The organism is Erythrobacter fulvus (genome assembly GCF_028595285.1).
Taxonomy (GTDB): domain Bacteria; phylum Pseudomonadota; class Alphaproteobacteria; order Sphingomonadales; family Sphingomonadaceae; genus Erythrobacter; species Erythrobacter fulvus.
Genome location: NZ_JAQQXQ010000010.1, coordinates 1 through 20,160 on the forward strand (window position 1 = coordinate 1; position 20,160 = coordinate 20,160).

General features: G+C 60.9%; 19 protein-coding genes and 1 tRNA gene. 18 read left to right on the forward strand and 2 right to left on the reverse strand.

What is annotated here, in order from left to right; genetic code table 11:
* Positions 1–166 precede the first annotated feature (166 nt).
* The 3 genes from OIK40_RS12355 (at position 167) to OIK40_RS12360 (ending at position 1,805) form a co-directional block, all read left to right on the forward strand.
* Entirely contained in the window at positions 167–394 is a 228-nt protein-coding gene (locus tag OIK40_RS12355; RefSeq protein ID WP_273678654.1) for a hypothetical protein, read from the forward strand.
* 112 nt (positions 395–506) lie between these two features.
* Entirely contained in the window at positions 507–902 is a 396-nt protein-coding gene (locus OIK40_RS15110) for a PilZ domain-containing protein (RefSeq protein WP_374211813.1), read from the forward strand.
* Between the two features lie 270 nt (positions 903–1,172).
* Entirely contained in the window at positions 1,173–1,805 is a 633-nt protein-coding gene (locus OIK40_RS12360; RefSeq protein ID WP_273678655.1) for a tyrosine-type recombinase/integrase, read from the forward strand.
* 352 nt (positions 1,806–2,157) lie between these two features.
* Here the strand turns inward: OIK40_RS12360 and OIK40_RS12365 are convergent, their stop codons facing one another.
* A complete protein-coding gene (locus tag OIK40_RS12365) occupies positions 2,158–3,996 on the reverse strand; it encodes a putative bifunctional diguanylate cyclase/phosphodiesterase (RefSeq protein ID WP_273678656.1) in 1,839 nt (612 codons plus the stop codon).
* A gap of 697 nt (positions 3,997–4,693) precedes the next feature.
* On the opposite strand from OIK40_RS12365, the gene OIK40_RS15115 reads away from it, so the two are divergent.
* From OIK40_RS15115 to OIK40_RS12385, 5 genes are all read left to right on the forward strand, one after another.
* Positions 4,694–5,050, forward strand: a complete 357-nt coding sequence (locus OIK40_RS15115) for a helix-turn-helix domain-containing protein (RefSeq protein ID WP_374211814.1) — start codon at positions 4,694–4,696, stop codon at positions 5,048–5,050.
* Positions 5,051–5,146: 96 nt separating this feature from the next.
* Positions 5,147–6,838, forward strand: coding sequence for a site-specific integrase (locus OIK40_RS12370; RefSeq protein ID WP_273678657.1), 1,692 nt, complete (start codon positions 5,147–5,149; stop codon positions 6,836–6,838).
* Complete coding sequence (locus tag OIK40_RS12375) at positions 6,835–7,923, forward strand: tyrosine-type recombinase/integrase (RefSeq protein WP_273678658.1); 1,089 nt, start codon at positions 6,835–6,837, stop codon at positions 7,921–7,923. The genes OIK40_RS12370 and OIK40_RS12375 overlap by 4 nt, the downstream gene beginning before the upstream one ends.
* Positions 7,916–8,725: a hypothetical protein gene (locus tag OIK40_RS12380; RefSeq protein ID WP_273678659.1), complete on the forward strand. Its 810-nt coding sequence runs from the start codon at positions 7,916–7,918 to the stop codon at positions 8,723–8,725. Before OIK40_RS12375 ends, OIK40_RS12380 begins: the two co-directional genes overlap by 8 nt.
* 295 nt (positions 8,726–9,020) lie before the next feature.
* Complete coding sequence (locus OIK40_RS12385; RefSeq protein WP_273678660.1) at positions 9,021–10,676, forward strand: recombinase family protein; 1,656 nt, start codon at positions 9,021–9,023, stop codon at positions 10,674–10,676.
* On the opposite strand, the gene OIK40_RS12390 is transcribed toward OIK40_RS12385, so the two are convergent.
* Positions 10,647–10,723: transfer RNA gene (locus OIK40_RS12390), tRNA-Arg, on the reverse strand. The genes OIK40_RS12385 and OIK40_RS12390 overlap by 30 nt on opposite strands.
* Positions 10,724–10,864: 141 nt before the next feature.
* Between OIK40_RS12390 and OIK40_RS12395 the strand changes: the two genes are divergently transcribed.
* The 10 genes from OIK40_RS12395 (at position 10,865) to OIK40_RS12440 (ending at position 20,085) form a co-directional block, all read left to right on the forward strand.
* The gene (locus OIK40_RS12395; protein ID WP_273678661.1) at positions 10,865–11,245 is read left to right on the forward strand and encodes a hypothetical protein; all 381 of its coding nucleotides are present in this window, start codon (positions 10,865–10,867) and stop codon (positions 11,243–11,245) included.
* Positions 11,246–11,298: 53 nt separating this feature from the next.
* Positions 11,299–11,802: an MmcB family DNA repair protein gene (locus tag OIK40_RS12400; RefSeq protein WP_273678662.1), complete on the forward strand. Its 504-nt coding sequence runs from the start codon at positions 11,299–11,301 to the stop codon at positions 11,800–11,802.
* 57 nt (positions 11,803–11,859) lie between these two features.
* Positions 11,860–12,636 carry a sterol desaturase family protein gene (locus OIK40_RS12405; RefSeq protein WP_273678663.1) on the forward strand — a complete coding sequence of 259 codons (777 nt, stop codon included), beginning with the start codon at positions 11,860–11,862 and terminating at the stop codon, positions 12,634–12,636.
* Complete coding sequence (locus tag OIK40_RS12410) at positions 12,636–13,070, forward strand: DUF2141 domain-containing protein (RefSeq protein WP_273678664.1); 435 nt, start codon at positions 12,636–12,638, stop codon at positions 13,068–13,070. Before OIK40_RS12405 ends, OIK40_RS12410 begins: the two co-directional genes overlap by 1 nt.
* Positions 13,071–13,181: 111 nt before the next feature.
* Entirely contained in the window at positions 13,182–14,786 is a 1,605-nt protein-coding gene (locus OIK40_RS12415) for a PAS domain-containing protein (protein ID WP_273678665.1), read from the forward strand.
* Positions 14,787–14,840: 54 nt separating this feature from the next.
* Positions 14,841–16,208 carry a M48 family metalloprotease gene (locus tag OIK40_RS12420; protein ID WP_273678666.1) on the forward strand — a complete coding sequence of 456 codons (1,368 nt, stop codon included), beginning with the start codon at positions 14,841–14,843 and terminating at the stop codon, positions 16,206–16,208.
* A 34-nt stretch (positions 16,209–16,242) separates the two neighbouring features.
* Entirely contained in the window at positions 16,243–16,935 is a 693-nt protein-coding gene (locus OIK40_RS12425) for a DsbA family protein (protein ID WP_273678667.1), read from the forward strand.
* Positions 16,932–17,939, forward strand: a complete 1,008-nt coding sequence (locus OIK40_RS12430; RefSeq protein ID WP_273678668.1) for a M48 family metalloprotease — start codon at positions 16,932–16,934, stop codon at positions 17,937–17,939. Before OIK40_RS12425 ends, OIK40_RS12430 begins: the two co-directional genes overlap by 4 nt.
* Before the next feature lie 86 nt (positions 17,940–18,025).
* Complete coding sequence (locus OIK40_RS12435) at positions 18,026–19,282, forward strand: sensor histidine kinase (RefSeq protein WP_273678669.1); 1,257 nt, start codon at positions 18,026–18,028, stop codon at positions 19,280–19,282.
* Entirely contained in the window at positions 19,279–20,085 is an 807-nt protein-coding gene (locus tag OIK40_RS12440) for a LytR/AlgR family response regulator transcription factor (protein WP_273678670.1), read from the forward strand. Before OIK40_RS12435 ends, OIK40_RS12440 begins: the two co-directional genes overlap by 4 nt.
* Positions 20,086–20,160: the final 75 nt, after the last annotated feature.

The window sequence follows — 20,160 nt, forward strand, 5'->3', positions numbered from 1 at the left end:
TCCGGCGCATCTGCGCCTCGCTCAACAACCAAAGCTCAGACACCCGCAGCACCTCCTCAGTGCCGCGAGTGAATCAAGGCATCGCCGCCAATGCAAGAATTTAATGGGTCCTGAGCCTAGTCTGCCGATCAAAGGGAGCTAACGGCAATGGATCAAAGAGTTCAGGATGCCAACGGTGGCGGGCGGCGAAGCGGTATTGACCGCCGCAAAGCCCAATTACCGTTTACTGGGGATGATCGGCGGAAAGAGCAGCGGCGGTCGGATCAGGATAGAAGAAAAACCGAACGGCGATCTGGATTGCTTGATCGGCGAACTGCCAATGCCGCAGGGCGTCGCTCGGATGATAGGGGGATCAAGCAAACGTAGTAAGCAGGCTTGGGTACCTGACCTTTAGCAATAACCGAGGTGGTAGCAGGGCATTTGGGGCAGATATCTATCCCGCATCTGGCAGGATGGCAGAGAGATAACTTTGCCGCCACGCTTACCTGCGGTGGAGGCAAGTCAATTTGTTCACGATACCGAAGCGGCAACCCAAAAGGTTGCGCATCTTTCTTCAAGGCTCTCTTGCGGCCCGCAGTGGTCTGCAAGAAGTGCGCGTCCGAGATATCTCGAAGGTTGGAGCACTGATCGAGGCTTTGTCACCGCCGGGCGTGCGTGAAAAGGTAAGCCTAATGTGGCCGGGACATCTGATGGAAGGTGTGGTCGTGTGGCAGAAAGATTCACGTTGCGGGATAAGGTTTGAGAGCCCCCTTTGCTCCGCAGTATTGGATGACTTCTCGGGCCAGCGCTTGAGAGTTGGAGCATCCCGCAACTACCGCCGCGATCACATTGCGGATGACGACATTCAAGTAGAGGTAACACCCCGAACGATCCGTTTGCGAGTAAGAGGCCGGACGAATTAACGCAGGGCGACCTCTGTGAAGCCCCAAACCACCTGGCAAGGCCGGATGTTTAGCTCAAAACTTGCGGCTATTTCCGCTTCCCACCCACGAGCGGTCAAAAGTGTGGTCGATAGGCGATCCCAATAGCAGTCTGGCGGCTTTCGGCGGAAGCAGACGTTCAGCGCGGCGGCCGCCAACGACCGGGTCTGGGTCGGATGCCGCCGCTGCAGTTTCATTTTTTAAGCCGATGGACATGCTTCGTGTGACCAATGTGGTCACTGGAGAATGCTCATGGAGACGACTGAAAAAGAAACGCCTGCCGGCAAGCGTCCGGTCTGGAACGCCGGACGAAGCGTGGGAGCTAAGCGCGCGTTAAAGCCGAAACAAATTTGGGAGATCCGCTTTTTTCTGAATGAACGACGCCGCGTGCGTGATCGCGCACTGTTTGACCTTGCGATCGACAGTAAGCTGCGTGGCTGCGACCTTGTTCGCATGAAGATCGGCGACATCGTCAATGGTGGTCAGGTCAGGACGCGCGCAATTGTGATGCAGCAAAAGACAAGCCGCCCTGTGCAGTTCGAACTGCTGCCAGATGCCCGGGCCAGTCTGTTGGCATGGCTTGAGCGCCGTGGTGGCACGGTGGACGATTATGTATTTCCAAGCCGGGTCGATCGCACTGGCCACCTTAGCACCCGCCAGTATGCACGGCTCGTCGATGAATGGGTAACCGGGATTGGCTTGATCCAATCCGAATATGGCACCCACTCTCTTCGGCGAACCAAGGCATCGATCATCTATAGGGCTACCGGCAATCTGCGTGCGGTCCAGATACTTCTTGGCCATAGCAAGATCGAGAATACGGTGCGTTATCTAGGGATCGACGTAGAAGACGCGCTTGCTCTAGCCGAAAACACGGAAATTTGAGCAATCGGCTCCTCGTTATCCGCGAGGAGCCGACCTAGAACCGCTGATGCTTTTGTGCCGCTCGAAGGCGACGTGTCAGATGGCAGCTTTCGACCCACAGTCGGTCGTTCACGATCATCAGGCCGAAGGTCTGCTTCCGCCAAGAGCCGTCGAGCGGCTTTCGGGAATGAGCTCTGGCTCCGCTCATGGCTGGTAGTGGGTGGGAAGATGAATGGCCGAATACTAGGGCGCGCCGATATGCCAAAGTAAGTTTGTCGATAAAAGGACAGACGGGGAACTGATTTTCGTAAGCAGCCTTTCGTCTTGCCCCGACATCGAGAAGGTGACCAGAGGGCTTTCGACGGTCCTCGGCTCAACCAGTCGCGCGAGCTATCGTCGCGTGCTGCGCATCGCTGTCTCGTTCCTTTGACAATAATATAGCCGCAAGATGGTCGGGGACTGCACGGCTGAAATAGTAGCCTTGGCCAAGTGTGCAGCCGGCTGCACGCACCGCTTGCAGCTGCTCGATATCCTCAACTCCTTCGGCGACAATTTCCATGCCCAAAGTCGATCCCATTTCGGCAACCGCGCGAATGATCGCCTCGCTTCTTCGCCCCACCTGCATGCTTGAGACAAAGCTGCGATCGACTTTGATTTTAGAGAAAGGAAAGGTGTTAATATAAGACAGAGAAGAAAAGCCAGTGCCAAAATCGTCGAGTGCAAATTTCACACCAAGCTCCGAAAGCTCCGAGATAAATAACGTGGTTGCGTGATTGTCTTCAATAAGAAGAGTTTCTGTCACTTCGATTTCGAGACGCCGCGGATCAAGTTGCGCTGCCTGAAGCGCATTCTTGATACCCAGAGAAGCGCCAGGCGCACGAATCTGCAACGGAGAAAGATTAACCGCGACGTTCACGTCCGCTGGCCAAGTCATAGCAACCTTTGCGGCCTGAGCAGTTACCCAATTTCCCAGTGTTAGGATCATGCCGGTCTCTTCTGCCACCGGAATGAACTCGGCAGGACTAATCTCACCCTTTTCTGGATGAAACCAACGCACCAACGCCTCAAAAGTTTTGATCCTACCGCTTTCGAGATCAACGATGGGTTGGAAGAAAACCGATAGCTCGTTTTGCTTAAGCGCTTTGCGCAAGTCAGCTTCGATTTCCCGCCGCTTCGCCATTTGTCTCGTCATCGCGTGATCGAAGAAGCAGGTCTGCGCACGCCCCTTAGATTTCGCATGATAAAGAGCCAAATCAGCGCGCTGCATCAGCGTGTCCGTATCGTCCCCATCTTCGGGCAAAATCGCGACACCGACTGAAACCCGAACTTCGAGCCGGTCGCCATCAATGAGAAACGGGCGCATCATCTGCGCATGGATCTCACTCGCGACATGCTCAGCATCTTTGCGCGTCATGATTGGCGTGACGATTACGAACTCATCGCCCCCGAAACGAGAGACAATTGCCTGGTCTGAACACACTTCGGCGATGCGCTTTGCGACCTCGCACAGCACCTGGTCTCCGACCGGGTGACCGAGAAGGTCGTTAACCTCCTTGAATCGGTCGAGATCGATCCAGATTAGCGCGAGCCGGTCGTCGGCCCCTAATCCCGCGATGGCCTCTGACGCAGCGTGATTGAGTCCTGTCCGATTGGCAAGGCCTGTGACGACGTCTGTGTGCGCTAAAACCTGCATTCTGGCCGCGAGCTCAGCATTGTTTTCGGCTGAGGCTATAGAATGGCGTAGGACCTGAAAGAGGTTCATGGTGATTGACGCCATCGCAGGGATTAGCAGGACGATAGTCGCACCGAGCGCAATCAACGAAGCGCTTCCAATCAGGAAGCAGGTCGCAAGAATTGGTAGCACGACGATCGCCAACTGGCCGATTGCGATCTTAGGACGCCCGGCATTACGGGCGGCTACCGCAACGCCGTAGCAAAGCGCGTTGGCTACCATCAAAACCTTTGCGTCTGCCGGGGTTGGCATCCACAGGGTTAGTGCTGCGAGAACCCCCAAGACGAGTGCGTAGCTATATGCGCCGATCTCGTAAAATATCTCAAGTGCTTGGGTGCTTAGGGAGACGGAACCAGGTGAAAGAAGGTGGGCTGCAAACACGCGTGCAGCGGCAACAATAGTCAGGACAAGGAAGCAGGCGTTAATCACATCACTTTCGGCGACCCACGCGGCTACACCGGCAGCTGTCACTCCTGTCATAGCGCCAAAAGCGAGGTTCGATTTTTGTGCGTATAGTGCCGATACTAGGATCCGACGGACATGCGCGGAGATTGGGTCAGAACGGCCACGCCTGAGGACCAGCGCGCCAAAGCACAGGAGGTGATGAGCGCGCTTCATTGCGCTTCGGCGCTACTGGATAGTGGTTAAGGGGCAGAGAAATTAGTCCCCTGAAGTTTAGCGTAGCAGCGAAGATAGCTACCACCGGATGCCAATGGAGGATCCGCTGTTGCACGCATGGAGGCTACTGTTTGAAGATGGTTTGTCGCGAGCAATACCGGGCTCAAGACGGAGACCTGCAATGCAGTGATGCAAACAACGGCGAACGTCTGCTTTGGGGTCGGTTTCAGAATTTCGGCTTTCGGTAGGATCCGGGCCGAAGCTGACTAACCGCTTTTGGCGAAACCAGCCCTTCAGCATGCCGTCAGGGAACGGCAGCAAAGTCCCATGAGCGGCCATAAGCAGGGTCGGCGGGCGGACCCGAAAGCCGACATGCTGTTTCAGGTCTTTCCTGGGCAAGTCCCGCCGTTCAGCAACCGACCTCCTTGCCTAATGTCCGCAATAAATACTCCAAGATTGGGACGGGATGCCTGTCCACAAGAGTGAGGGCGCAACCTCAATCTAAAGACGTGAGGTTGCGCATGTGCAGTCCGAGCGACTCACTTGCTAGCTTCGGTGAATGGTTACGAAAAAGTCTTACTACCTCCGGGAACCAGTTTTTGGAGAAGCGGCACGCTCATCAGAGCCGCCATGCTCTGATCCTCGCGGTCTGCCATCATGGGTTCATGAACCAGCTGACGTGAGTGGCATCCCCTCGCAGCCCCAAATTCGCTCAACTTCAACCCTTCTCACAATCGCGGCAGTTGCTGATCAGCTGATGCTCTCAACGCGAACCGTGCGGCGCATGATTGCACGTGGCCAGCTCAAGGCGGTCCGGCTGGGCCGAAGCGTTAGGATTGCGCCCTCGGCACTCGAGATGATCCTTAATCAGAATGAGATCAATATTTCCAATATGTTGGGAGATCATCGTGATTAAGTCCGCGTCGGGATTGGGTTGAATTCGTAGTATATGCACTCACGAATATCTGCTCCTGTCCACTCCTGTCATCACGACATCATGAGACCCGTCACTATGCAGTCCGCCCCATCCATTCCCACCCTGCAACATGTCCTAGAGAGGATCGAAGCTCTTGAACCGGGGACGCAAAAACGCGACCTCAAGAGCGCGGTAAAGACGTTTTGCCGCGCGGTTGGCAAACACCCTGCTGCGGTCTCGGTCGTTCCAAGTGAGATCCGGGCGCTGCGCGAATCGGTCTCGCCGCTGGCTGCAGGGTTGTCTGCGCGGCGGTGGGCAAACGTCTGCTCGGGTCTTACCAAGGCAATCGAATTGGTTCGCGAACTCGTTCCGAGCCGCAACACTACTCCCCTGCTGCCTGAGTGGAAGGCTCTGCTGGACATGTTGCCCAGCAAATATGCCCGCAAGGTCTCAGCCGGCTTGCGCTACCTCAGCGGTAAAGGCGTGATCCCTACGGCAGTCACGGTGGCCGACCTTGAGGAATATTGCGATGCCATCGTAAGCAACCGGATGCGACGCAACGCCGAAAAGGGTGCAGATGCATTTCTCTGGGCTTGGAACCGCACGGCCAAGACCTGTCCTGACTGGCCGCAGGTAACCGTGCCGCGCCAAGACAAGCGCGACAGCTACAGCTACCCGCTGGAGTACTTCCCGGCGTCCTTCGCCGCAGATCTCGAAGCCTATATCGGGCGGCTGACCAAAGGCATCATGTTTGACGACGACGACGAGGACATCGACCTCGGCCCGCTACGTCCGGTTCGGCCAGCAACGGCCCAAACGCGAAGCAGGCAGCTACGAGCGGCGGCCTCATGCCTGGTCCATTCCGGTGTTCCGGCAACGGACATTACATCGATCGCCGCGCTGGTCGAAGTGCGGAACGTAAAGCTGATCCTAAACTTCCTGATGCAGCGCAGTGGCGGCATGACATCAGGAGGTGTAGCCCAGATGGCATCACTCTTGGCCAAGATCGCCCTTCACTGGGTTAAGGTCGACGCCCAGCACCATGCCAAACTTCAACGTCTCGCAGGACGGGTTGCGGTTCAACACTCTGGCATGACGGCCAAGAACAGAGAGCGCTTGCGGCCCTTCGATGACGACAGCACCGTTGTCGAATTCGTCTGCCTACCCGATACAATCCGTAAGAAAGTCGAGCAGGATAAGCGGCCTGCCCGCCTCAAGGCGCGCCAAGCCCAAATGGCGGCAGCGATCGCGATCCTGCTGGTGATACCGCTGCGCCGGAACAACCTCGCCGCGATCGACATCCATCGTCACTTGGTTTCAAACCGGAACGGCGTCTACCTCGTCATCCCCGAGCACGAGACCAAAAACCGCGAGCCGATCAATTTCCAGATACCGGCCTTCGCCTTGGAGATCGTCAAATGGTACATCGTGGGGTACCGACCTTACTTGCTCGACGGCGAGAGCAGCTCTCTGTTTCCGGGACGTGGCGGCCAGCCTAAATCGCCTCACACCCTCGCGCAGCAGATCAAGCAGACGGTTTGGGAGTTCCTTGGGCTGGAGTTCAACATCCACCTGTTCCGCCACGCCGCAGGCAAGATCTTCCTCGACATCAACCCCGGCAACTACGAGGTGGTACGGCAGCTGCTACGGCACAAATCGGTCAACACCACCACCAGCGCTTACTCAGGCGCGGAGACCCGCAAGGCCGGCCTTCTCTACGCAGAACTTCTCGAAGGGCTTCGCGCTCTTCATGCACCCGAAGCTTCGGATAGGAGGAAGCGAGCATGAGCGGCGGACGTTTTGCCCCGGACAAAGCACCCGAACGGCAAAGCCTGCCGGTCGCAAAGTGGCCCGAGCAGGACCGCATCGTCTGGGAGGCGGCGTGCACGCCGACAAGTATCCTCGAGGATTCTGGCGGCGAGTTGACGCACCTTGCTCCGATTAGCCAGCGCAAGACTGCCAAGGGCTGGGGGCGCTTCATCAACCATCTGCGGTTTAATGACCGCAACGCCCTGCTAGAGCCGGTCACAGCGCGGGTCACGCTGGGCCGCGTGCGCGGCTATGTCCGGCGCTTGGAAGAGTTGGGTAACAGCACTCATACGATCCTGTGCCGCTTACAGGAGCTCGCAGATGCTGCCCGCATCCTTGCCCCCGATGGTGACTTTAGCTTTATCAACCGCATCGCCTCGCATGTACGTGCGCAGCACCGGCCAGCGCGGCCGAAACACAACCGGGTGATGGCCGACGAAGTGGCCACATTGGCTTACAGGCTGATGGAGGAAACTTCTGCGATGCTTCCGAAACACGGAGCGATCCAGTACCGCGATGGGCTGATCCTGTTGCTGCTGACCCACTTGCCGCTGCGCCGGAAGAACTTCACGGCACTGACCTTGGGCGAGAGCCTTGTTTTTCGCCAAGGCCAATGGTTCGTCATCCTGACCCCTGCACAAACCAAGACCCATGCGCACTTCGAAGCGTCGCTGCATTGCGATCTTGGTCCATGGCTAGAAGATTATCTGGCTCTCCACCGCCCGTTCCTCGTCGCACAGACGGGTCGCTGGCATGCCGATGCTGGAAACCGTCTCTGGATCTCCAGCCACGGTTCTCCACTGACCGAGATGGCTCTTTACGATCGCGTGTCCCACATCACTGGCGCGGTCTTTGGAGAAAACATCAGCCCGCACCAGTTCCGCGACATGGCGGCCTCGACCATCGCGAGCCATGCACCCGAACACATCCATGCCGCAGCACCGCTACTGGGTCATGCAACGCTCCGTACCACCGAGAAATTTTATCGTCAGGCCCGCGCTCAGGAAGGCCAGAAACGGTACGTCTCGATTATCCAGGACATCAGGAGGAAGGCCCATGGCTAGAGCTTATGATGAGACTGCGTTTGGTAGGCTCCGGGACCCTGTATCCGCTGACTACAAGAAGATCGCTAAGGACCTCGGCCTCAATCCGGAGCAGCAATGGTATCTCATAACCACTGTAAAGTCGGCCTTGGAAAAATGCCGCCGACATCATGACCGTCGTATCCTTCAGCCAGACCTCGATAGGATGCACGAATGTGCAGTCATCATGGACAAAAAGCTGAAAGATCTAGAAGCGACCATTACGGCAACCAAAGGGACTATCAACGCACTCGGCCTTCCAGAAAACGTTGGATCTATCGGTCGGCTCCTATCTTTCGAAGCCGTCGCAGAGATTGCCGGACATGATCGAATTGACTGTGAACTGCCGGCCGATCTTCGGTCATCAGGTAATCCCGAGCCGCTAACGCTGCTTAAGCTGGAGTGGGAGTATGCAGAGCGAAAGCAGCTCTTGGATGCTCGCAATCGAGCAGATTTCCTGCTTCATATTGCTAGAAAAATGCGTCGACAGTTCTCGCAGTGGCTAGTTACCGAATTGCCAGATCCTGGCGGGGCCGCCGCGTTGCCGTTCAGACGGATCATGCTTTTTGAGCTTGCCTGCCACGCAAGCCTGATCCTTGGAGAACACAAGGGGCGCCCGGCGATAACCAGGACCGGAGGCGTTCGATTTGTCGCACTTTGCGTGGCAGTGCTCCATGAGTGCAAAATCGATGGTGCAGACGCAAGCCAGGACGCGATCAAGAATTTTCTAGAAGACCACGAGGTGTGGACACTGGTAAAACACTGGAACGGTTTTGGGGATTAAGCGATGGGCAAAACCGCTTTCAATCAAACCGTGGTTACGCCCACTACTATCTGCGCTTCAGCCATCATGCCTTCGGGATGGCAAACTCGCCGATCCGCCAATCGAACACTTGGGCCGCACACACGACTGCGGAACCACTCAACGCTGACTTCGTGGATCTGGGCCCGATCGAGGTTACGCCTGCCGAGCTCGACGCCATCGAACGACTGCTCGGGGCCGATCTTACTGCTTTGCTTCATCCTTGATCTGGTGGCGCCTGTCACGCTGCCCGTCAGCGCGACTTAGGACCACCGTAATGGCCTTCAACAAGACATCCCCTGAGCACGGATCAGTACCCAAGCGGGCCGCTCTTTATTTGCGCGTCAGCACAGGAAGACAGGCCGCCGGCGATGTATCTCTACCCTCCCAGCGCGATCTCAACACGAGGTACTGCGAAGCCCAAGGTTGGAGCGTAGTGGGAGAGTTTGTTGAGCCTGGTGCATCGGCAACCGACGACCGGCGGCCGGTTTTCCAGCGTATGCTAGAAGAGGCGAGGTCACCCGATCGCCGCTTCGACGTGATCTGCGTGCATTCCTTCTCGCGCTTCTACCGCAACGGGGCGGAGATGGAGCTGACCATCCGCCAACTCCGCAAGCACGGGGTGGAAGTCGTCTCGGTAACCCAACCAACCGGATCCGACCCCGCACAAGAACTGATGCGTCAGATCATTGGGGTGTTCGATGAATACACCTCCCGTGAGAACGGCAAGAACGTCAGTAGGGCAATGCGCGAGTCCGCCAAGCAAGGCTTCTGGAATGGTGCGACCCCGCCCCTCGGATACCGCATCGTCGAAGCGGAGAGGCGCGGCACCAAAATCAAAAAGAAGCTCGAGATCGATCCGGTCAACGCCGAGCTAGTTCGCTTAATCTTTAAGCTCTACCTTCAAGGCGACGGAGGCACGGGCCCACTCGGCGTCAAAGGGGTCACCGTCTGGCTCAATGACCATGGCTATCGCACCCGCAAAGGCGCCACATTCGGCGTGGGGCCCGTGCACGGCATCCTCACCAACCGCTGCTACGCCACCGGCAAATGGCCCTATGGCGTTCGCAGTTCACGCACAGGCGAACGTCATGATCCGTCCAACATCGTCGAAATCGACGTGCCAACCATCATATCGCTCGACCTGTTCGAACAGGTCCAAGCCAGACTAGCACGAAACAACCCGAAGGTGACGCCTCCACGCGTGGTCAATGGCCCGACCTTGCTTGCAGGACTTGCAGTCTGCGCCACCTGCGGCTTTGGCATGACCCGAAGCGGCACCACGCGCAGGAACCGCCGCTACAGCTACTACAGCTGCGCCGGATGCAAGCTGAAAGGGCAATCCGTTTGCAAAGGCCGCCATGTCCCGATGGAAAAGCTCGACAAGCTTGTGATCGAGGGCGTGGCTGATCAGCTTCTTGTACCCCATCGGGTCGAGCAAATCTTGGAAGGTCTGATAGATCGAGCATCGGCGAAAGATCGCGCGGTCACAGAAAGGCAGCATCAACTCGAAGCTGAGTTCGACACGCTCAAATCCAAGCTTAACCGCCTCTACTCTGCCATTGAGGATGGGATCATCGACTTGGATGAGGAGCTGAAACAGCGAATCGCTCGGCTCAAAACCCAGCGCGACATAACCCAAGCCTCCTTGACACAGATCGCCTCTAACTCTGCCAATCTGGAAGCAATCACACCGCAGAAAATCGCTGCATTTACCACCCTCATGCGTGACCGACTAAGAACCGGAGACTTCCGCGCCAGAAAGGACTGGCTCGGTAGCGTGATCCGTAGGATCGAGGTGGACGACCAATTGGTCACACTCATAGGCAGCAAACAGGTGTTGGCTGGAGCGCTGACTGGCCAAAACCCAACAGGTGCACCTGTTCGCGGTTTTGTACGTAAATGGCGCACCCGACAGGATTCGAACCTGTGACCTCTGCCTTCGGAGGGCAGCGCTCTATCCAGCTGAGCTACGGGTGCCTGATGCCGTGCGGCGCGTACATCTTCACGTGCGGCGGGGCGCTTAGCAAGAGGCTGCGCAGTGCGCCAGATAATTGTGCCGTGTCGGCAGTGGGATCGCGCTTAACCAATCGGCAAGGACGCGGTCCTAGCCTCCTTGCCATGGCAACGCTTCCGCCCGAATCGATTCTCCCCGCCGATGGCCAGATGCCGTCGGGCCAGCCGGATGCGGCGGCGATGGTGGAATCGTGGGCCGCGCTGCACCGCGATGCCGATTCGCTTGCGGCGATGGCCGGGATCGCACGCGAAACCGATCCCGCGCCGCTGGCCGATCTCGTCGACACGGCCCGCGACTGGCAGCTGGCGTTTGCGGCGCAGGGAATAGCGGATATTTCGGCGATGCTGAAACCGGGCCTTGCCGCGCTCGCTACGCTGACTGCGCGCGGACAGGACGCAGCGGCTCCGGCGCTGGCGCTGTGGCGGGAATTCCATTCCGCCCGCGCAAGCGTGTTGGCCGTGCTGGACCCGGCCCGCTCTGCCTGAAGCCGCGCTTCCGGGCGCTTGACTGCGTTCGCATTCTGTTCCAGCCTTGATCGATGGTTGGCACTTCATCTTCGGCTGTCGATTCGCTCGCATCGCCTTCGCTTTCCGCCGACGACGTCGCACGCGGAATTGCGCGGCTGTTCGCGCGCAACGACATCTGGTGCCTTGCCGAAGTGCCGATCCGCAACGGACGCCGCGCCGATCTGATGGGGATCGACGCGCGCGGGCAGGTGGTGATCGTCGAGATCAAGGTTGCCCGTGCCGATCTGCTTGGCGATGCCAAGTGGCCCGACTATCTCGATTTCTGCGACCGGTTTTTCTGGGGCGTGCCGCCGGGGCTCGACCGCGCGCCGCTGGAGAGCGAGGCCTATCGCCCGCAGACCTGCGGCGTGATCGTGGCAGACGGCTATGATGCCGAGATCCTGCGTCCCGCCGCGCTCGAGCCGCTGGCCACCGCGCGCCGCAAGGTCGAGGTGGAACGGCTGGCGCGTATCGCGATGCGGCGGCACACCGCGCTGATCGATCCGCTGTGCGCGGCGCTCGACAGCCTGCCCTGAGCCGCCGCGCCGATTGAGGCTGTCCCCGAGCGTCGATTTGCGCCATATCTTTGCGCGATGCTTCCCGCCGATCTGCCCATTCCGCTTGCCCTGCTGATCGTCAGTCTCGCCGTCACTATCATCGTCGCGCTGCGCTATTTCGCGGCGAGCGGGCTATTCGCGCTGGCTACTGCGAAGGCGCGGCCGGGCCTTTATGCCGGACGGGGCAAGCAGATCGCGCGCGAGATCCGCTGGTCGCTGCTTTCCGCAGCCATTTATGGTGCGCCGGCCGGGATCGTGCTGTGGGGCTGGAACCATCACGGCTGGACGCAGATCACCGCCGATTTCGCCGCGCTGCCGTGGTGGTATCACCCGCTTTCGGTGCTGATCTATCTGTTTGTGCAGGACACCTGTTTCTACTGGAGCCACCGCTGGATGCACCGGCCCAGGTGGTTCCGCATCGCCCATGCGGTCCATCACGAAAGCCGCCCGCCCACGGCGTGGACCGCGATGAGCTTCCATCCGATCGAGGCCGTGACGGGCGCGGTGGTGGTGCCGGTGCTGGTATTTTTCGTGCCGATCAATGTTGCGATGCTCGGCCTGGTGCTGACCGTTGCCACCGTGATGGGCGTGACCAACCACATGGGCTGGGAAATCTTCCCGCGCTGGCTCGTTCATTCGCGGTTGGGGGACTGGCTGATAACCGCCAGCCATCACGAGCGTCATCACGAGGAATACAGATGCAATTTCGGGCTTTATTTCCGCGTGTGGGACAGGCTGTGCGGGACGGACAAGGGGCTGTCCCGGCGGATCGTTGCCGAGGCCGGGCACGCGCGCGGGACGGTGCTGTCGTGATGCGTGCTGCCGTCTTGGCGGCGGCTCTGGCAACAGGGCTGGCGGCGTCTCCGGCCATGGCGGGCGAGGTGGTGATCACTGTCACCGATCTCAGGTCGACCAAGGGCGTGGTGCGCGCCTGCATGACCACGCGCGAGGATGTCTTCCCCAAATGCATCAAAGACCCCGCGTCGCACCGCACAGTCGTGCCAGCGGGCGAAAAGGTCGAAATCCGTTTCACCGGGGTGAAGCCAGGCAATTATGCGATCGCGCTGCTGCATGACGAAAACGACAACGGCAAGGCCGACCGGGCGCTGGGGATGATGCCCAAGGAAGGCTACGGCTTTTCGCGCGATGCACCGGTGAAGATGGCTCCGCCGAAGTTCAACGACGCGGTGTTCACCCAGGGCGAAGGCACCAACCGCATGACCATAAAGATGCGCTATTTCCTGTAAGTCCCGTGGACGCCTCCCGGCGCGCAAACAGGCGTGGCGGCCTTAACGTGATGTTTACCACAAGGGGCCAGAACGGCCGGGTAACTGTTCACGAAGGGGCGGAAATTGGCCATGGATACTCTGCGCGGCCCATTCGATTCCGGCGAATCTGCCGATCCGGCCGAGTTGGCAAGCGATCGCGGCTGGCATGCATCCGATGACGACAGCGTGGATACCTCGGCTGCGCGCGAGCTGCCGCCCGAAGCGATCGGGCAGGACGAACGCCGCATGCAGGTGCGCGCCTATAATTACTGGGCGGGCCTGCTCGGCGAACGTATGTTCCCGCTGATTGACGATCTTGATCCCGCGAATCTCCCCGATTTCGGCCCTTACAGCGTGCTGCTCGACTTCACCGGCGGGATCGAGGATCCGGTCGTGCAGTTCCTCGGCGACAAGCTGGCGCAGGAATGCGGCGGGCAGGGTGCGATTACCCGGCTTTCCGACGTGCCCCCGCGCTCGCTGCTGAGCCGCATCACCGACCATTACATGCAGATTCTCGCCAACCAGGCGCCGATCGGATTCGAGGCCGAATTCGTGAACCAGCGCGGGGTGGAGATACTCTATCGCGGAATTCTGCTCCCCTATTCGAGCAACGACGAGACGATCGACTTCATCTATGGCGTCATCAACTGGAAGGAGATGGCCGACCAGCTGATGGCGGACGAGCTGCTGCTCGAGATCGATCAGGCGCTTGAACTGGGCACCGAACTCGAAGTGACCGAAGAGCCGCAGCGCCGTGCCGCCGAACTCGTTACCGACTGGGCGGATTCGCCCGCGCACGAATCGGACGAATTCGACACCGCAAACGAAGACTGGACCGACGCCGAACCTGCGGTGCCCGATTTCGCCAGCTACGCGCTCGACGACGAAGAATATGACGAGGACGAGGAAGAGGGCGAGGAAGAATCCGCCGGTTACAGCTTCGCCTCGCTCGCCGATTACATCGAAGCGCCCGTCAAGAAAGCGATCGTACCGACCGAACTGCCTTTTGATCCGGATGCAGTGATCACCTACGCGCATGATTTCGACGCCGTGGCAGAAGTCGACGGTTTCGGGCCCGAACTGTCCGAAGACGCAGGCCTTTACGACTGGCTCGCCGCTGCCCGCGAACTCGCGCACACGGCCACCACGAGCGAGGACCGCACCCGCGGTGCGCTCTACGAAGCGGTTAGCCGTGCCTACGACTTCTCGCTCGCTGCGCAGGCCGCGCCTCAGGATTATGCCGAACTGGTCGCCGAAAGCGGCCTGACGATGCAGGACCGCGCGCCGATGACGCCGGTGGTGAAGCTTGTGTTCGGGCATGATTACGACAAGACCCGCCTGACCGAATATGCCGCCGTGCTGACCCATGCTCACCGGCTGGGCCTCGAACGCGGCACCCTGTCACACTTCCTTTCCGAGGCCGAGGGCGGGCTCAAAGGCGTGGTCAAGGCCGAACGCCGCCTCCGCCGCGAAGAACAGGGCAAGGCGATCGAGGAAGAAAAGGGCGTCCGCGCCGCGCTGGCCAAGAAGCTGCGCGCGCTCGAAGCGCTCACGCTCGAGGCGCTGGCGGGCGAAGGCCCCGAATTCGCGCTGGTGATGGTGCGCCGGGATGCTGCGGGCAACCTGGTCGTGCTGGGCGAACTGCCCGAGGACGTGCCGCTGCTCGAACGTGCCGCGAAGAAGCTGGTAGGTTAATTCACCCGCCTCCTTCAGTTTGAGTTCAGGCGGAAACACGATAGGGTGGCGTCGATGCGCCCCCCCCGTTCCCTGTTTGCAAAGGTTCTGGCGTTGCTGGCCTGCGCGGCTTTCGTCGTGCAGCCGGTGGCCGCGCAGTCGATCCTGCGCGATGCCGAGACCGAAGAACTGCTCAACGACATGGCGGCCCCGCTGGTCGAGGCGAGCGAGCTGGAACCCGGCAATGTCGAGCTGGTGCTCATCAATGACGGCTCGATCAATGCTTTCGTTGCGGGCGGTCAGGCGATCTATGTCCATGCCGGGCTGATCAACGCGGCCGACACCGCGAACGAGGTGCAGGGCGTGCTGGCGCACGAGCTGGGCCACATCACCGCCGGTCACGTGATCCGCTTCAACGAACGCACCAAGGCCGCCAACGGCATCACCATTCTTTCGCTGCTGCTTGGCGTTGGTGCGGCGCTGGCCGGGGCGGGCGATGCGGCGATGGGCGCGATCATGGCGGGCCAGCAGGCCGCGCTCGGCAGTTTCCTGTCCTATAACCGCGATCAGGAGGCTTCGACCGATCTTGCCGGTGCGCGCTATCTTTCGGGTGCGGGGATTTCCGGGCGCGGGATGATCTCGTTCTTCGAAAAGCTGCGTAATTACGAGATCCGGCGCGGCTACAGCCAGGCCGACGAGGCCGCCTATATGCGCACCCACCCGCTATCCGGCGATCGCGTCCAGACGCTGCGCAACCTGCTGATGGAAGACCCTGCGTGGAAAGCGCCCGACGATCCGGCTTTGCAGGAACGCTTCCTGCGCGCCAAGGCCAAGCTCTATGGCTATCTGGCCGAGCCGCGGCGCACGCTGACCTATTTCCCGCCGAGCGACACCAGCATCCCGGCACGCTATGCCCGCGCCTATGCCTATCACAAGGAGGCGCGGGTCGATCTCGCGCTGGCGGAGACCGATGCGCTGCTCGCGGCCGAGCCGGACAATCCCTTTTTCCTCGAACTCAAGGGCCAGGTGCTGCTCGAATCCGGGCGCCCGCTTGAAGCGCTCGATCCGCTGCGCCGGGCGACCGAGCTGACCCGCGCGCATCCGCTGATCGCGGGAATCTTCGGCCACGCGCTGATCGCGACCGAGGACAAGAGCAATTACCCCGAGGCAGAGCGCGTGCTGCGTGCCGCCGTGGCGCGCGACCGCTACAATCCCTTCGCGTGGTACCAACTGGGCGTGGTCTATGCCGAACGCGGTGACATTCCGCGCGCGCGGCTTGCCAGCGCCGAACAGCTCGTCATGAACCGCCGCTATCCCGAGGCCTTGCAGAACGCGCAGGCTGCCGAGGCGAGCCTGCCTTACGGCTCGCCCGACTGGATCCGCGCACAGGATGTCGCGCTCGAAGCGCGCGCCGAACTGGAACGTCTGCGCGACCGGCGCTAGGCTGACGCCAATTCCTGCTGCCAACGGAGCCGCGATGCCCGAATCTTCCTTGCGCAACACCCTGCTAACTGCGCTCACCGCGCTCGTGTTCGGTTTTCTCGGCGCGGCGATCTGGTCCTATGCGGGCCTCGCCGACAACCGCACCCGCGCCTTCCTGCTCGATAACCCCGACATGCTGCCGCAGATGGTCGAGGCCTACGAGGCGCAGGAAGCGGAACGGCGGCTGGCGGCGATGGGCGATCAGGTCTTCACCCCCTTCCCCGGCGTGGTGCTAGGCAACCCGAACGGCAAGAAGGTGCTGGTCGAATTCACCGACTATAACTGCCCCTATTGCGCGGCGAGCCTGAAGGAAGTCGATCGTCTGGTGGCCGAGGATCCGGATCTGAAGGTGGTGGTCCGCGAATGGCCGATCTTCGAAGGCAGCGACGTGGCTTCGCGCATGGCGCTCGCCGCCGGATTGCAGGGCAAGTATCCTGCCTTTCACGATGCGATGTTCCGGCTCGGCGACGTGAATGCCGCGGCGTCCGAAGCGGGGCTCGACATGGCCCGCGCTCAGGCCGATGCGGCGTCCGACGCGGTTTCGGCCGAAATCGCTAACAATCTCGATCTGGCCCGCTCGCTGGGCTTCAGCGGCACGCCCGCGTGGATCGCCGGGCGCAAACCGATTGGCGGCGCGGTGGGGTATGAACGCCTCAAGGCCGCGCTCGACGGAGACAGCGCGGGATGAGGCCATACGGCTGGCGGCGCGCGCTGCTGGCGGGCATGGCGGCGCTACTCACTGCCAATTCCGACGCCCCGCCGGTCGATTACGCTGCCGAGCGTGCGGCGATCGGGCGCTATCAGGATGCCGACCAGCGCTTGCAGAACGTCGGCTGGCAGCTGGCCCGCGGCAATATTGCATTCTGTCCGCGGGTGATCCCGGCAATCGGGCTGCAATTGCAGGACATGGCAAGTTACGGCGCTCCGGCGATTGCCCGCGTGGCGCTGGGTCTGACAGGCGATTTCGCGGTGCAGACCGCCGCGCGCGGATCGCCCGCAGCGCAGTCGGGTGCCTTTACGCGCAACCGCGAGATTATCGGCCTTGCCGGGTTCGACCCCAATCAATGGCCTGCGGGCGAAAAGATGGACTGGCAGCGGCTGGTCTGGGCGCATGACCACGTCGACGCGATGCTGGCCGAGCACGCGGGCATCGCCGTAACCTTTGCCGATGGCGAGGAGGCACGTCTGACGCCGGTCGAGGTCTGCGCCACCCGTTTCGAACTGATGGGCGCAGGCGGCAAGGCGGTGGCCGACGGCAACCGGGTGGTGATCGGCATCGATTTCCCTGCTTTCGCCTATCCCGAGGAAGACGTGTTCGCCGCGCTGGTTGCGCATGAACTGGCGCATAATTTCCTCGAACATGACGCGTGGCTCGATCGCAACGGGCGCAGCCGCCGCCACGTGCGCCGCACCGAGCGCGAGGCGGACCGGCTGATCCCGTGGCTGCTCGCCAATGCCGGCTATGATCCGCAGGCCGGGGTCACCTTCATGACCCGCTGGGGTTCGCGCCACGATGCCGGCTGGCTGATGCTCCGCAATCATGACGGCTGGGACGAACGTGCGGAATTCATCGCCGCCGAACTGCCGCAGATTGCCGACCTGATGGCGCGCGAAGGGCGGGCCGACTGGCGTGCCCGTTTCCGCCGCGAGATCGACCCTGCCAAGGGGCTGGCAGCCGGGCCGCGCGAATGAGCCTTGCGCCGAGCCGTGGCAGGCCAGCGACCGCGCATGCGAATTGCGGTGCGGCTTTGACGGAAATCGGTTAGGACAGGGACGCTATGGCAGTGCTCCAGATCCAGCCGGCGCCGTTCTTCGCCAGCAAGAACCGGGCGTTCTGGAACCTCCAGCTGGCCGGCTGGGGGGCCGCTTTCCTGCTGCGTGCAGTCTCGGCGCTGGTCAACGGCCAGCCGCTCGAATTGCTGGCGCTGATCCTCGTCACCACGATCACCGGCTTTTCGATCACGCTGGTGCTGTCAGTAATCTATCGCAAGCTCATCCATCAGCAGCCGCTGGTGACATGGGGGGTGACGGCGCTGGTGTTGTTCGTGGCGGTGATCCTGCACGCCTCGATCGATGCCTGGGTGCAGGGGGTTTATTACGCCGGTAGCCGCGAGACGACCTTCGCGCAGCGTTTCATCGGGCTTTCCTATCTCCCGCTGACGCTGCTGGTCGGCTGGAGCGCGCTTTACTACGCGATCAACTTCTTCCTGACGGTAGAACGCCAGGCCGACCGGCTGGAGCGGCTCGAGGCGCAGGCCACTGCCGCGCAGCTCGCCATGCTGCGTTACCAGCTCAACCCGCACTTCCTGTTCAACACCCTGAATTCGATCAGCACGCTGGTGCTGCTCAAGCAGACCGAACCGGCCAATGCGATGCTCACCCGCCTGTCGAGCTTTCTGCGCCATACGCTGATTGCCGAACCGGGCAGTCAGGTGACGCTGGCGCAGGAGATCGAGACGCTCCAGCTCTATCTCGATATCGAGCGGATGCGGTTCGAGGAGCGGCTGCGCACCCATTTCGCGATCGACGATGCGGCGATGGACGCGCAATTGCCCTCGATGCTGCTGCAACCGCTGGTCGAAAACGCGATCAAATATGCCGTCAGCCCGCAGGAAGAAGGCGCGCGCATCTCGCTCACCGCGCGGGTGATCGGTGACCGCCTTCGCCTGACGGTCGAGGACACCGGTCCGGGCGTGGAGGAGCCTCTGCTGTTTGACCGGCTCGATGCCGCAGGCGTGCGCGCCGAAATGCGCGCCGGACATGCGCCGGGCAAGCCGGTGTCGACCGGTGTCGGCCTTGCCAATATCCGTAACCGGCTGATGCAGGCCTATGGCGATGCGCACGTGTTCGAAACCCGCTCGGAACCGGGCGGGGGTTTCACTGTGATGATCGAAATCCCATATGTCCGCGCAAGCGAACCCGAATTGCAGGCACCCCTTGCGCCTGCTCCGCAGGGCGATGCCGCCGCCGCCTCCCCGGGCGCGAAGGTCATCCCCCTCAATCCCCCGCAACGAAGCTTCGGAACATCCGCATGACCATCAGAACCATCCTCGTCGACGACGAGAAACTCGCGATCCAGGGCCTGCAACTGCGGCTCGAACCTTTCGATGACGTGGAAATCATCGACACCTGCGCCAACGGGCGCGAGGCGATCCGCAAGATCAAGACCGAAAAGCCCGACCTCGTCTTCCTCGACATCCAGATGCCGGGCTTCGATGGCTTTTCCGTCGTCAAGGGCGTGATGGATATCGAACCGCCGCTGTTCGTCTTCGTCACCGCTTACGAAGAACACGCCATCCGCGCGTTCGAGGCCAATGCCGTCAATTACCTGATGAAGCCGGTCGACGAACAGAAGCTGGCCGACACCATCGAACGCGTGCGCCAGCGCCTGGCCGAGAAGAAATCGGCCGAGGATGCTGAACAATTGCTCGACGTGCTCAACGAGATCGCGCCCGAGCGCGCCGCCGATTTCGTCGAGACCACCATCGCCGCTAGCGAAAGCGCCGACCGTTTCGAAAAGCTCATCAACGTCAAGGATCGCGGCCAGATCTTCCGCGTCGAAGTCGACACGATCGAGCATATCGAGGCCGCGGGCGATTACATGATCATCTCCACCGGCGACAATTCGTTGGTGCTGCGCGAGACGATGAAGGATCTCGAACGCCGCCTCGACCCGCGCAAGTTCCAGCGCGTCCACCGTTCGACCATCGTCAACCTCGACCTTGTCCGGCAGGTGCGCCCCCACACCAATGGCGAATGCTTCCTGGTGCTGGAAAGCGGGGCCGAGGTGAAGGTGAGCCGCTCGTACCGCGACGTCGTGGCGCGGTTTGTGCACTGATGTTCTTGTTGGCGAAGGCGCCTCCGCGCCTTCGTCCTCGCTAGACGCGCGGCAGAGCCGCGCCCGCTGCGGGCG

Excerpts from the sequence above, each read along its gene's own strand:
- OIK40_RS12355 (WP_273678654.1), top strand. The coding sequence starts at position 167 with ATGCCAACGGTGGCGGGCGGCGAAGCGGTATTGACCGCCGCAAAGCCC.
- OIK40_RS12360 (WP_273678655.1), top strand. The coding sequence starts at position 1,173 with ATGGAGACGACTGAAAAAGAAACGCCTGCCGGCAAGCGTCCGGTCTGG.
- OIK40_RS12430 (WP_273678668.1), top strand. The coding sequence starts at position 16,932 with ATGAGGCCATACGGCTGGCGGCGCGCGCTGCTGGCGGGCATGGCGGCG.
- OIK40_RS12415 (WP_273678665.1), top strand. The coding sequence starts at position 13,182 with ATGGATACTCTGCGCGGCCCATTCGATTCCGGCGAATCTGCCGATCCG.
- OIK40_RS12385 (WP_273678660.1), top strand. The coding sequence starts at position 9,021 with ATGGCCTTCAACAAGACATCCCCTGAGCACGGATCAGTACCCAAGCGG.
- OIK40_RS12435 (WP_273678669.1), top strand. The coding sequence starts at position 18,026 with ATGGCAGTGCTCCAGATCCAGCCGGCGCCGTTCTTCGCCAGCAAGAAC.
- OIK40_RS12395 (WP_273678661.1), top strand. The coding sequence starts at position 10,865 with ATGGCAACGCTTCCGCCCGAATCGATTCTCCCCGCCGATGGCCAGATG.
- OIK40_RS15115 (WP_374211814.1), top strand. The coding sequence starts at position 4,694 with ATGGTTACGAAAAAGTCTTACTACCTCCGGGAACCAGTTTTTGGAGAA.
- OIK40_RS12425 (WP_273678667.1), top strand. The coding sequence starts at position 16,243 with ATGCCCGAATCTTCCTTGCGCAACACCCTGCTAACTGCGCTCACCGCG.
- OIK40_RS12370 (WP_273678657.1), top strand. The coding sequence starts at position 5,147 with ATGCAGTCCGCCCCATCCATTCCCACCCTGCAACATGTCCTAGAGAGG.
- OIK40_RS12440 (WP_273678670.1), top strand. The coding sequence starts at position 19,279 with ATGACCATCAGAACCATCCTCGTCGACGACGAGAAACTCGCGATCCAG.
- OIK40_RS12410 (WP_273678664.1), top strand. The coding sequence starts at position 12,636 with ATGCGTGCTGCCGTCTTGGCGGCGGCTCTGGCAACAGGGCTGGCGGCG.
- OIK40_RS12400 (WP_273678662.1), top strand. The coding sequence starts at position 11,299 with ATGGTTGGCACTTCATCTTCGGCTGTCGATTCGCTCGCATCGCCTTCG.
- OIK40_RS12405 (WP_273678663.1), top strand. The coding sequence starts at position 11,860 with ATGCTTCCCGCCGATCTGCCCATTCCGCTTGCCCTGCTGATCGTCAGT.
- OIK40_RS12420 (WP_273678666.1), top strand. The coding sequence starts at position 14,841 with ATGCGCCCCCCCCGTTCCCTGTTTGCAAAGGTTCTGGCGTTGCTGGCC.
- OIK40_RS12365 (WP_273678656.1), bottom strand. The coding sequence starts at position 3,996 with ATGACAGGAGTGACAGCTGCCGGTGTAGCCGCGTGGGTCGCCGAAAGT.
- OIK40_RS12380 (WP_273678659.1), top strand. The coding sequence starts at position 7,916 with ATGGCTAGAGCTTATGATGAGACTGCGTTTGGTAGGCTCCGGGACCCT.
- OIK40_RS12375 (WP_273678658.1), top strand. The coding sequence starts at position 6,835 with ATGAGCGGCGGACGTTTTGCCCCGGACAAAGCACCCGAACGGCAAAGC.